Annotated in this window: 11 protein-coding genes and 1 riboswitch; of the genes, 8 read left to right on the top strand and 3 right to left on the bottom strand. The window is 59.6% G+C overall.

All coding sequences use genetic code 11. The features are described 5' to 3' along the window. The first annotated feature begins 243 nt into the window (after positions 1–243). From WFO64_RS22295 to crcB, 8 genes are all read left to right on the top strand, one after another. Positions 244–1,242, top strand: coding sequence for a YncE family protein (locus WFO64_RS22295; RefSeq protein ID WP_013199815.1), 999 nt, complete (start codon positions 244–246; stop codon positions 1,240–1,242). 150 nt (positions 1,243–1,392) lie between these two features. Further along, positions 1,393–2,553 (top strand): TDT family transporter, encoded by a 1,161-nt coding sequence (locus tag WFO64_RS22290; RefSeq protein ID WP_010260819.1) that lies wholly within the window; start codon positions 1,393–1,395, stop codon positions 2,551–2,553. Beyond that, the gene (locus WFO64_RS22285) at positions 2,550–3,149 is read left to right on the top strand and encodes a uracil-DNA glycosylase (protein WP_010260817.1); all 600 of its coding nucleotides are present in this window, start codon (positions 2,550–2,552) and stop codon (positions 3,147–3,149) included. Before WFO64_RS22290 ends, WFO64_RS22285 begins: the two co-directional genes overlap by 4 nt. Positions 3,150–3,198: 49 nt before the next feature. Then, positions 3,199–3,268, top strand: a riboswitch (Fluoride riboswitch). 78 nt (positions 3,269–3,346) lie between these two features. Then, positions 3,347–4,255 carry a DHHA2 domain-containing protein gene (locus WFO64_RS22280; protein ID WP_010260815.1) on the top strand — a complete coding sequence of 303 codons (909 nt, stop codon included), beginning with the start codon at positions 3,347–3,349 and terminating at the stop codon, positions 4,253–4,255. Further along, positions 4,252–4,677, top strand: coding sequence for a universal stress protein (locus WFO64_RS22275; protein WP_010260813.1), 426 nt, complete (start codon positions 4,252–4,254; stop codon positions 4,675–4,677). Before WFO64_RS22280 ends, WFO64_RS22275 begins: the two co-directional genes overlap by 4 nt. A gap of 15 nt (positions 4,678–4,692) precedes the next feature. Next, positions 4,693–5,982: a phosphopyruvate hydratase gene (gene eno, locus WFO64_RS22270; RefSeq protein WP_010260810.1), complete on the top strand. Its 1,290-nt coding sequence runs from the start codon at positions 4,693–4,695 to the stop codon at positions 5,980–5,982. 43 nt (positions 5,983–6,025) lie between these two features. Continuing rightward, entirely contained in the window at positions 6,026–6,727 is a 702-nt protein-coding gene (locus tag WFO64_RS22265; RefSeq protein ID WP_013199814.1) for a 2,3-bisphosphoglycerate-dependent phosphoglycerate mutase, read from the top strand. An 11-nt stretch (positions 6,728–6,738) separates the two neighbouring features. Beyond that, the gene (crcB, locus tag WFO64_RS22260; protein ID WP_010260804.1) at positions 6,739–7,113 is read left to right on the top strand and encodes a fluoride efflux transporter CrcB; all 375 of its coding nucleotides are present in this window, start codon (positions 6,739–6,741) and stop codon (positions 7,111–7,113) included. Positions 7,114–7,246: 133 nt separating this feature from the next. Here the strand turns inward: crcB and WFO64_RS22255 are convergent, their stop codons facing one another. The 3 genes from WFO64_RS22255 to WFO64_RS22245 all read right to left on the bottom strand — a co-directional run bounded on the left by WFO64_RS22255 (position 7,247) and on the right by WFO64_RS22245 (position 10,876). Further along, positions 7,247–7,648 (bottom strand): VOC family protein, encoded by a 402-nt coding sequence (locus WFO64_RS22255; protein ID WP_010260801.1) that lies wholly within the window; start codon positions 7,646–7,648, stop codon positions 7,247–7,249. Between the two features lie 125 nt (positions 7,649–7,773). After that, the gene (locus WFO64_RS22250; protein WP_013199813.1) at positions 7,774–9,891 is read right to left on the bottom strand and encodes a tyrosine-type recombinase/integrase; all 2,118 of its coding nucleotides are present in this window, start codon (positions 9,889–9,891) and stop codon (positions 7,774–7,776) included. Between the two features lies 1 nt (position 9,892). Then, positions 9,893–10,876 carry a tyrosine-type recombinase/integrase gene (locus tag WFO64_RS22245; protein WP_010260799.1) on the bottom strand — a complete coding sequence of 328 codons (984 nt, stop codon included), beginning with the start codon at positions 10,874–10,876 and terminating at the stop codon, positions 9,893–9,895. Positions 10,877–10,958 lie beyond the last annotated feature (82 nt).

Raw genomic sequence — 10,958 nt, 5'->3', positions numbered from 1 at the left:
GTTTATGTGGAATGCAATTTAAACAAAAAAATAAGTTACCATTCCTCTGAAGTTTATTTTCTGAACAGGAATTATTCAGCCTTGAACCACTTCGGTATGCTTACTGGCAGGGAGGAAAGTTGACGGGTGGTAAGACATAGCCGGAAAATCGATTTCCCCGCCGGGATTTAATCTGCCATGCTTATTCTGAAGCCCTCAATCGGGCAATGCGCTTTTATCTTTCACTTTATGCAGGAAGAAATAATGATAAAAAATTACAGAATCCCGGGACTGACCGCGGTGGCATTTCTCCTCATAAGTACCATCGCAGGTGCTGCAGAAGCGCGCTGGACGTTTGACGGCGATATCCACAACAATTCCCTTGCTGTCAGTCCCGATGAAAAAACGGCGGTGGCGTCCTACAGTGAGCGCTCAGACGTGGTGGTCTATGATCTGGCTGCCGGGAAAGTCAGAAAGGTGATGAAGGGCTACGTCACCCCCCGTAATGCACTTTTCTCTCCGGACGGTAAGGCCATATTTCTTTCTGACAGCAGTCTCGGCGTAGTCAAAAAAATCAGCACCGGGACGCTTGACGTGGCGGCCACGCTGCCGCTGGGGCCCGGGGCATTCGGCACGGCCATAAGTCGTGACGGTCAGCGACTGTATGTGAATAACGAGGCCGCCAGCACGCTCTCGGTGTATGACCTTACACATGACCGGCCCATTGCAGTTGTGACGGGTTTTGCCCAGCCCCGTCAGGGCATTAAAATCAGCCCGGACGGCAAAACCGTCTACGTCACCAACTTTAAGGGCGATAAAATTACCCTGGTTGATGCCGTGACGGGCGACATTCGCGGCGAGATAACCGGCTTCAGCAAGCTGCGCGCCATTTCTGTCAGCGCAGACGGCCGCACACTGTACGCGGCTAACAGCGGCAGCAACACAATCGCCGTGGTTGACACGCAAAAGCACGTCATTACGGCAACCATTCCCGTGGGTCAGGACCCTTACGGTGCCGCGCTGACGCCGGATAACCGCTATGTTTACAGCGGCAACCTTGGCGACAACAGCCTCTCCGTTATTGATACCGCCGCCGGTAAGGTGGTGTCCACCGTCACCGGACTGGATGCGCCCCGTCAGGCGATTGTCTTCAACAAGGACGGTACCCGCGCGTGGGTGCTGAATAAAGACCTCAGCATTGCGGTGGTTGACCTGAAAAAGAACCGTGTCATGGCCACGATTAAAAGCCCGCCGCAGACCTGACGCGAAACCTCCCTTACTCCAGCGCAGTGACGATCCTTCGCAAAGTGGGGTGGTTAATCACTTTTATAGATTTATTTTAGCTAAATAACCTGTTTTAAAGATTTACTCTGACATGCCTATAATCTTTCTGTCTACTCAGGAGATTCCGGCATGAACGATAAAATATTCACCCTGCATAACGGTGCGCGTCCGCTGAGCGCGCTGAGCAGCCCGAAAGAGGCCATACGACAGTTCACGCCTAACTGGTTCGCCGCGACCATGGGGACCGGCATCCTGTCGCTGTCTCTGGCGCAGTTCCCCTGGCAGGTTCCGGGATTGCGCCTTGTCGCCGAGGGGCTCTGGATGTTTAACATCCTCCTGTTCAGCGTCTTTGCCGTGATGTATCTGGCCCGCTGGGTGATGTACTTCGGAGAGGCAAAGCGCATTTTCGGCCATTCAACCGTGTCCATGTTCTTCGGCACCATCCCGATGGGCATGGCGACCATCATCAATGGCCTGCTGGCGTTCGGTCTTCCGCGCTGGGGCGCAGACGTTATTCAGGTGGCACACGCCCTGTGGTGGCTGGACGTGGCGATGTCGCTGCTGTGCGGCGTGTGCATTCCCTACATGATGTTTACCCGGCAGCAGCACAGTATTGACCAGATGACTGCCGTCTGGTTACTGCCGGTCGTGGCAGCCGAGGTCGCGGCGGTCAGCGGCGGCCTGCTGGCGCCGCACATTGCTGCCCCACACGCGCAGCTCGGCATCATTATTACCAGCTACGTGCTGTGGGCGTACTCCGTGCCGGTGGCGCTGAGCATCCTCGCCATTCTGCTGCTGCGTATGGCGCTGCACAAGCTACCGCACGAAAGCATGGCGGCCTCAAGCTGGCTGGCGCTGGGTCCGATTGGCACCGGCTCGCTCGGCATGCTGGTCATCGGCGGAGATGCGCCCGGGGTGTTTGCCGCGGCGGGCATGCCGGAAATCGGTCACATCGCGCAGGGCGTGGGGTTCGTTGCCGGCATTCTCTTCTGGGGCTGCGGCCTGTGGTGGATGCTGCTGGCCACGCTGATAACCGTGCGATACTTCCGTGAAGGCATCCCGTTCAACCTTGGATGGTGGGGCTTTACCTTCCCGCTGGGCGTGTACACCGTGGCCACGCTCAAGCTGTCTACCCTGATTGACCTCGCATTCTTTAAAGGCTTCGGTGCGCTTCTTGTCGTCATACTGGCGGCCATGTGGCTGCTTGTCGCGGTGAAAACAGTGCGTGGGGCATGGAGCGGTAAACTGTTTGTTTCTCCCTGTCTGGCAGGCCTGGATCGGAAGCCGTGAGTGAAACCAGCACATCGATGCAGGACTCGTTTTTACGCGAGGAATGCCTCGCGGCAGTCACCGCGCCGCATGTGGCCGCGCTGAATCGCTGGGTCAGCGGCCAGCGTCAGGCCGGTGCAGAACTGCCGTGGTTTGATCCGGCTGACGGCGGGGTTAGGGCCGGACTGCTCGTCCTGCTGCAGTCGCCGGCGCGCAGCAGCCCGTCACCGCGGTTTGTGTCGCGTGATAACCCGGGGCCGGCCCAGCAGAACCTTGGGCGGTTTCTGGCGGAAGCCGGTATTTCGCGTCAGGACAGCGTGCTGTGGAATACGGTGCCCTGGGTCAGTCACGGGCTGCAGAAACGGCCGTCAGCGGCGGACATCCGCAGAGGCTGCGCCTTGCTTGAGGACGTGCTGGCGTATCTGCCCGCGCTGCGCGTGGTGGTGCTGGCCGGTGCCGTAGCGGCTCAGGCCCGCGGGACGGTCAATCATCTGTACCCCGGCGTCCCCGTGTTGACGATGCCGCACCCCAGTCCGCTTTCGCTCTGCACGAGTCCGGCGGTGACGGAAAACATTCGCCGGGTACTCTGCGAGGCACGGGCTGCGCTGGCAGGCTGAGGGCGCCAGCAGAATAATACTGACAGGTTTTGCAACCGGCTCTATACTCATATGACAAGGTGATGGCGTTCCACCTTTCCCAACCGCTCCGTTCCGGAGCTGATGACGCCTGATGCGACTCTTGATTTTCAGGAGGTGCGTCAGGCCGTCCTTACTTTCTTCCCGGCCTGCGTACTTCCCTCTTCGGGGAGAGACCTGTGATACACGTTTTTGGCCACATCAATCCTGACAGCGACGCCATCTGCACGGCCTTCGTCACCGCGCACTGGCTGACCGGGCGCGGCATGGACGCCCGCGCATGGCGTCTTGGCGAAGCTAACCGCGAAACCCATTTTATCTTTGACACCGCCGGACTCACGCTGCCGCCACGGCTTGATATTCCGCTACAGGATGAACGGGTCTGGCTGGTCGATTTCACCGAGCCGGCGCAGGGACCTGACGACCTGCTCCGGAGCAACATCGTGGGGATCACTGACCACCACCGGCTGGGCGGACTGATAACGCAACTGCCGCCGGAGGTACACATACGCCCGCTTGGCAGCAGCGCCACGCTGCTGTGGCTGCTTATGAACGCTGAAGCGCGACGCACGCTGCCCCCGACGCTTGCCATTCTTCTGCTGGGTGCACTCCTGAGCGACACCGTGAATCTTCGCTCGCCCACCACGACCGAAGACGATATCCGTTCGGCTACCGAGCTGGGCGTACTGTCCGGCGTAAACCGCAGAGCCTTCGCCCGTGACCTCCTTACGGCAAAAACTGACGTCAGCGGCCTCAGCGCACAGCTGCTGCTGGACAGGGACCTCAAGGCCTTCGTCATTGCCGGCACTGACGTGCGCATCGCCCAGATTGAGGTCAGCTCCCCGTCACAGGTTGCCACCGTGATGGACGACCTGCTCGCTGCCCTGGCGTATCTGGCAGACCAGTCGGGTGCTGGTTTGGCGGTGCTGATGCTGACCGACATCCGGGCCGGGTTTTCAACGCTTTATTTCGCCGGGCGGGAGAGCGTTAACGCGGCCTCCTGCTCCGTACCGGGTATGCTCAGCCGCAAAAAACAGCTTCTGCCGTGGCTTGAGTCCCGCCTCAACCAGAACGGGAGTTCATTATGACCTGCTACACCCATGCATTGATACTTGTGAACGATAAAGACGACGGCACCCTCCTGCTGAAGCGGGCGGTCGCGCTGGCGCAGCCGCTCGGCATGAAAATCACCCTGGCCCACATCAGCGACGACTACCGGGAAATGAACTACGTGTCCGACAGCCTGATGGACGACGTCGTGTCGGAAGAGGTGCTGAAATCCAAAGCGTTTATGAGCGAGCTGGCGGCCTCCGTGCCTGAGACGGTAGACATGCGGGAGCTGGTGACCATGCGCCGCTTTGAGGACGTGGAGAAGTGCATCGCTGAGCTGGGCGTGGACCTCGTGCTTGCCGGGCACCGAAACCGCTTTATGGGAATGCTGACGTCCCGCTCGGCGGAATACATTAACCACCTCACGGTGGATGTGCTTATCACTCACCTGAATGACTGAACCGGGAGAAACTCTATGCGCTTTACACTGGATAACGTGACCGCCCGTGAAATTCTTGACTCTCGCGGCAACCCCACCGTTGAAGTCGAAGCCCGGACCGTGGACGGAATGATGGCGCGGGCCTCGGTGCCTTCCGGGGCCAGCACCGGCTCGCGCGAGGCCGCTGAGCGCCGCGACGGCGACGTACACCGTTTTGGCGGTAAAGGCGTACTGGATGCTGTCAGGACGGTTAATACGGAAATCTGCGAAGCCTTGCGCGGCAGGGACGTGCGCGAGCAGCGTCAGCTGGATAACATCATGCTGGCGCTGGACGGTACGCAGAGCAAGAGTCGGCTGGGTGCCAATGCCATTCTGGGCGTGTCGCTGGCGGTTGCCCGGCTGGCGGCACAGGCCTCGCACGAGCCGCTCTGGCGCTACCTGGGGGGCCTGCAGGCGAACCTGCTGCCCGTACCGTGCATGAACATTATCAACGGCGGCGTGCACGCCCGCGGTCAGGGCGCGGACTTTCAGGAGTTCATGATAGCGCCACACGGGGCACCCACGCTGCGCGAGGCCGTGCGTCAGGGCAGCGAGGTCTACCAGGCGCTGCGCCAGATCCTGCTGGACAAGAACCTGTCCGCGGCAGTCGGCGACGAAGGCGGTTTTGCGCCCGCCGTATCGTCGAACCGCGACCCGCTGGCGTTTATCGTGCAGGCCATTGAGAAGGCGGGGTACAGGCCCGGAGAAGACATCAGCATCTGCATGGACCCTGCCTCAAGTGAGTTTTTCGCAGACGGAAAATATCATCTGCGCACGGAGGGCAGTGCGCTGAGCGCGGCGGAAATGACGGCGTACTACGGCGAGCTGATGGACCAGTTTCCCGTCATTCTGCTGGAAGACGGCCTGGCAGAAGATGACTGGTCGGGCTGGAAGCATCTGCACCAGCAGCTTGCGGGCAGGGCCGAGCTGGTTGGTGACGACCTGTTTGTCACCAACGTGAAGTACATCCAGCGCGGCATTGACGAAAACCTCGCCAGCGCCGCATTGATTAAACTCAATCAGATAGGCTCGCTTAGCGAAACGCTGGACGCCGTGGCGCTCTGCCAGCGGCACGGGTGGGGCGCGTTTATGTCCCACCGCAGTGGGGAAACGACGGACACATTTCTTGCCGACCTCACGGTAGCCCTGCGCGCGGGACACCTGAAAACCGGTGCGCCGTGCCGCGGCGAACGCGTGGAAAAGTACAACCAGCTGATGCGCATTGAGCAGGCGCTGGGTGAGGACGCTCACTATGCGGGGCTTCATGCGTTTGTGCGCCGCACGTAACAGATCCACCGGACGGCCAGCGGCCGGCACAGGAGCACAGTCTTTGGCACCTTCAACGCTGATTCTCCTGCGCCATGGCGAAAGCCAGTGGAACCGGGAAAACCGTTTTACCGGATGGACAGACGTGCCGCTGACGGACCGGGGGCGGCAGGAGGCTGACCGGGCCGGTGACGTGCTGCGGGACGCGGGCCTGCTGCCCGATCGGGTCTTCACCTCGGTGATGACGCGCTGTGTTCACACGGTCTGGCGGGTGCTGGACCGTCTTGGCCGCAGCTGGACGCCCGTGGACAAACACTGGCGGCTGAACGAGCGGCACTACGGTGCGCTGCAGGGGCTGAACAAGGAAGCGGCTGCCCGGATGATGGGTGCAGAGACCGTCCGGCTCTGGCGCAAAAGCTTCAGCGGCATTCCCCCCGCGGACGCAGGGGCTCCGGCGCAGCTGCGTCGGGACCCGCGCTACAGCCGCGTTGCGCTGGCCGACCTGCCTGCGACGGAAAGCCTGGAAATGACGCTGCGTCGCGTCATGCCCTACTGGCAGCACGCCGTGATGCCGCAGATACTCTGCGGAAGTACCGTTCTGGTCGTGGCGCACGGCAACACGCTGCGCGCCCTGGCCGCCTTCCTGGACGGCATGCCACACGACAGCTTGGCACAGTTGCATATCCCGACCGGCGTGCCGGCCGTATACCAGATGGATGCGGCCGCACAGGTCGTTTCCCGTTATGTTCTGAATATAAAAAAATAAAAGGAGTGAACGTGAATCAGCTTTTTGCTGTCATCACCGGCGGTGCTTTAGGGTGTGTTATCCGCTGGCAGCTGGGCGCGCGCCTGAACGCGCTTTTTCCGGACCTGCCGCCGGGGACGCTGCTGGTCAACCTGCTGGGAGGGTTTATCATCGGAGCGGCGCTGGCGTATTTTCTGCGCCATCCCGGCCTCGATCCGGCCTGGCGGCTGCTCATTACCACCGGGCTGTGTGGCGGAATGACGACCTTCTCCACGTTCTCGGCTGAGGTTTTTGCCCTGCTGCAGTCCGGCAGCTATGCCTGGGCAGCCGCCTCGGTGCTGATACACGTGCTGGGTTCGCTGGCCATGACGGCGGCCGGATTTTATATCATGACGCTGTGTGGTTAACCCGAGGGAGACCTTAGTGCAGTGACCGCTGCACTGAGGTATATTGTTCAGAAGCGCTCTCTGCAGGCCAGACCTGACAGGGTTTACGCTTGTAATGCTTCCCGTACACCTGAGGCGCTGCTGTGAAAGAATTTCAGGCCTGCCTGTTCTGGTAAAGGTCCCAGCGATTGCCGTAGATGTCCTCAAATACGACAACCATTCCGTATTCTTCCTCCCGTGGCTCCTGAAAGAAGTGGACGCCTTTTGCCTTCATAGCATTGTAGTCGCGCCAGAAGTCGTCGGTCTGCAGGAACAGAAAAACCCGTCCGCCGCACTGATTGCCGATAAAGCCTTCCTGCCGGTCGTTCGACGCGCGGGCAAGAAGAATAGCACAGTCGCTGTCAGGGGCCGGCGTCACCACGACCCAGCGCTTACCCGGCTGCGGCGTGTCTTCAATGAGGGTAAAGCCCAGCTTATCGGTGTAGTACTCAATTGCACGATCGTAGTCATCGACCACGACCGCCACGTATCCCATACATCGCTTCTGTTTTCTCATCTGCTGCTCCATCAGTTACGGCATTACGCCCGTTATAATCAGCTTTATATCAAATACGGCGTTCAGTTATCTGTACTGATTCTGCACTGATACCCTCAGACCTGACATTGTAAGCATCTGAGCAGTCAGGATTGTGGGCCCAATCTTGTAAGAGCCTGCTCAACCTTTTCAGCATCCTGCTCCAGTATGGCTCTCTCATCGGGAGTGAGCGGGACCTCTTCGAGGTAACGCCGGATGGATGCTTTACTCTCCAGTATCAGCCCGCGCGCGCTATCCTTCAGCAGGTTAAAATCGCAGCCGATGCAGGCCATCCGGTGCGGGCAACTGCTCCAGAAGGGGTTCGTACAGTATGAGTCGCCCAGATCGTAGTAGGTCGCGGGCCCGGACAGGCTGGCGGCTTCAGGATCGTGGTCAACCAGCACGCTTATCATATGAGCGACCCTGTCGGCTTTGACGAACGAGGCAGCCAGCTGAGTCGGGCGGATGCGAAGATAGTGCATTGTAGACTGGGGCGTTGAATGGCCCGTCCACTGCATCAGTTCGTACAGCGACATGCCCTGCGGTACGCTCGCCAGCGCGGTCACGGCTGAGGCCCGCCCCCGGTGGCTGGTTATCATTCCGCCACTGTCTTCACAAGGCACGCCCGCTCTTGCGCATAGCATCGGTATCACGGTGCGGTTGAGGATAGCGCTGCCGGCAGGCTTACCCCGGTACTGAAACAGAAGCCGGACTTTCTCACCGGTTCGCTCGTCAGCGAGCAAAGCCTGTTCTGCCGGACGCTCATCCAGCCATATGTCGACGTATTTTTTCACCACGGCCGCCACCGGTTTAACAAAGGCTTTTGAGGTTTTTCCGGCAGGGATATGCAGGTAACACAGGGTTCCTGCCGGGATGATACTTCCGTCGTCCTTCACGATATCGTCCGCCTGCGGCGCGATGCACCCGGTTGTCAGGCGGAGCAGTTCGTTCTTTCTTACCCCCGCATGGGTCCAGATGACGGCCATTGCCTGCAGCATGGCCAGTGGATAATGTATTTCAGTGAGCAGATCTTCCTGACGCAGATTGAGGCTGGCCCAGATGAGCTTCAGCCAGACCGGATCGTCAATAACACGGGGATTGACGCCGCGACGGAACAGCGGCGTATCCGGTGTGGAAAGATGGCGGGCAGGGCTGAAGTGCAGGCGCCCCCAGCCCCAGTTTTCGTAATCAATCATAAAACGGCGCAGAGAATAGATAAAATGCGCCCTGGAATGCGGCATCATGGGCTCGCCGGAGCGCACCGATTTGCGGGTGCCCCTTTCCGTGCCCAGCTGAAGCTCATCCACGTTCATCCGGCCTACCGCCGCAATGAAGCTGGCGCAGGTTTCCATTGTCCAGTCTGCCGGTTCCCGAACCTCCGGATGCTCCTTTTTCAGCCAGAGGCCGCAGCGCAGAATAAAGCTGTACTGGCTTTCACGGGTGCGCGGCCTGAGCACCGACGTTTCCCGCCAGCGCCGGCACCAGTGCACCCAGGCCGGATCGACGCCTTCGACCGGCTTTTCGTACCATTTTTTATAGTTTCGCATCCTCACCGGGGCGCTGATAATCCCCAGTGCGGCAAGTGCATGTGAAACGCGGCCGACGTAACGGGATATTCCCTTGTCTGTCCCGCTCTGGGCGCGCCAGAGGAGTTCAGGCGTAAACGTTTCAAGCCGGGGATCCCTGTTCATGATCATCAGTGTTGCCAGTATACCCGAGACATGATTTTTCTGGCTGGTCGGGGCATAACCCAGCGACGTCAGCGTATCAGTCAGCCGGTCCAGCTCCTGGTGATAAAAAGCCTGGCCGAAGATGGCAGAAGCATAGAGCGCGGGTTTACGTATATCAGGCAGGCTGAGCGGGTCATGCAAATCAGCCAGATGCCAGGCAAAAGCGGCCATTAACGGACGGCCCTCCCTGACTTCCCGGCACAGCGTCAGCCAGCGTTCCTGCGGCCAGCACCAGCAGGGCATGCCGTCTGCATGCATTTCGCGCAGCAATCCGGCTATCACCAGCCCCGTGATTTTGCTGCCGCATCCGCTTCCGGCGGCAATGTCCATCAGCGGCCTGATGAGGTCCGGCACCGGCTTCGTTCGCAGCATACGGGACCGGCTGTGAGCGCTGCTCAGTGCCGTCCGTTCAGCGAGGGTCAGTGACGCCTCAAGCCGGTATTCAGTCATGTCGAACGGATGCCGGCTGTTTTCAATCGGTGTGTGTGGGCTCATGTTATTTCTCTGTTCTGAAAATGAGGTTCGCCATCCTGATATCTGCCGTTTCAATCGCGCCAGCCATCCGGGCAGCCAGGTCCCTGCCAGAAAGATGAATATAAATCTGTGTTGTGGTCAGGTCGCGGTGTCCTGCATAGGTGGCAAGTTCGTGCAACTTCCAGCCCGCGCGGGCAAGGTGTGTGAGTCGCAGGTGCCGGAAGGTATGGGTTGAGATGTCCGGCATCCCAGACTCAAGCGCCCATTTCCGTACCGTTTTGCTCCAGGTCCAGAATGAAAGCGGCCCGCCCTGATTACGATCGGACTCAGAACGGAACAGGGCACCTCTTACGATTCCGGTCCGCTTCATCTGCATAAGGTGCGCGGCCAGCACTGGCACTACTGCCGGGCTGTAACAGACAATTCGTTCACGCCGGCTCTTGGTGGTTTCTGCCCGGATGCGGATGAGCCGGTGAGCAAAGTCGAAGTCGTCAATACTTAGCGAGGTAATTTCAGACCGACGCAGCGCGCCGTAATAGGTTAATGCCAGCATCAGGCGGTCACGCAGTGGGGAAGCGGCGGCATGATAAAGAAAACACTGCCACTGCGCATCGTCAGGAATGCGCGGCAGCTTTACAACGCGGGGAACCAGTCCCCGGCCGGAACTCAGCATGCCGGGCGTGCCGGATCGGGGCAGCGGATTGACCGTGCAAAGATCCAGGTACATGAGAAAGTCATACCAGAGGCGGATCGCCGACAGGCGAAGCTGGAGCGTGGCGCTGGCCGCGGAAAAAGGCATCCCGGGTAACTGAGGACTAATATAGGCAGCCAGGTCTTCAAACCGCGCCTTTTCAGGTTTAATTCCGTTCTGGCTGCAGAACGCAAAGTAATGACGGAGGGCATTGCGGTAGGCTGTTAGCGTGGCCTGCGCCCGCCCCAGATCGGATAACAGTTGCAGCCAGCGCTCTGCCAGCAACAGAACGTGTTCACTCGGTGGAATCAGCATTGCATTCTCCTCTGACAACAGCTTTGCTGTTCAAAGTTTACTCAATCAATGTTGCATTCCACGTAACTTACTAGAGCGCGTA

This window comes from Pantoea sp. AS142 (assembly GCF_037152305.1).
Taxonomy (GTDB): Bacteria; Pseudomonadota; Gammaproteobacteria; order Enterobacterales; family Enterobacteriaceae; genus Pantoea.
The sequence above is the reverse complement of the archived record's forward strand: the minus strand, read 5'-3'. Positions and strand labels throughout refer to the sequence as shown.

Bases quoted from the DNA above. Each gene is read 5' to 3' on its own strand.
- WFO64_RS22295 (WP_013199815.1), top strand. From the start codon at position 244: ATGATAAAAAATTACAGAATCCCGGGACTGACCGCGGTGGCATTTCTC.
- WFO64_RS22290 (WP_010260819.1), top strand. From the start codon at position 1,393: ATGAACGATAAAATATTCACCCTGCATAACGGTGCGCGTCCGCTGAGC.
- WFO64_RS22275 (WP_010260813.1), top strand. From the start codon at position 4,252: ATGACCTGCTACACCCATGCATTGATACTTGTGAACGATAAAGACGAC.
- eno (WP_010260810.1), top strand. From the start codon at position 4,693: ATGCGCTTTACACTGGATAACGTGACCGCCCGTGAAATTCTTGACTCT.
- WFO64_RS22255 (WP_010260801.1), bottom strand. From the start codon at position 7,648: ATGAGAAAACAGAAGCGATGTATGGGATACGTGGCGGTCGTGGTCGAT.
- WFO64_RS22250 (WP_013199813.1), bottom strand. From the start codon at position 9,891: ATGAGCCCACACACACCGATTGAAAACAGCCGGCATCCGTTCGACATG.
- WFO64_RS22245 (WP_010260799.1), bottom strand. From the start codon at position 10,876: ATGCTGATTCCACCGAGTGAACACGTTCTGTTGCTGGCAGAGCGCTGG.